This window comes from Erwinia sp. PME.40.26/001 (genome assembly GCF_055556675.1).
The window spans coordinates 1-271 of the sequence record NZ_JBVHNP010000186.1 but is presented as its reverse complement, the minus strand read 5'-3'; the positions used below and the strand labels follow the sequence as shown (position 1 = coordinate 271).

1 protein-coding gene is annotated in these 271 nt (G+C 72.7%); it reads left to right on the top strand.

Features of this window, described 5'->3' with window-relative positions; all coding sequences use genetic code 11:
* A partial coding sequence (locus ACZ3HG_RS23785; RefSeq protein ID WP_465334848.1) for a hypothetical protein occupies window positions 1-259 on the top strand: 259 nt, incomplete at its 5' end.
* Window positions 260-271: the final 12 nt, after the last annotated feature.

Here is a 271-nt window from a genome sequence, read left to right as displayed (position 1 = left end):
ATCCCTCGCTCCCCTCCGCCGCCGCATCGACGCGATCGTTCGCCGCGGCCAGGACGCCGGCGAGCTGCGGACCGACCTCTCCGCCCCGACCCTGTCACGCCTGCTGGAAGAGACCGGACGCATGGTCGTGACCCGCGTCGACGCCGAGTCGACCGCGGCCCGCGAGATCGCCGTCACGGCGGTCCTCGGTATCGCCGGCCTCTCGTGGACCGAGGCCCGGCAGCTCATGGCTCAGCACCCCGACCTGGAGGCGCAGTGAGAATCGTCCTCG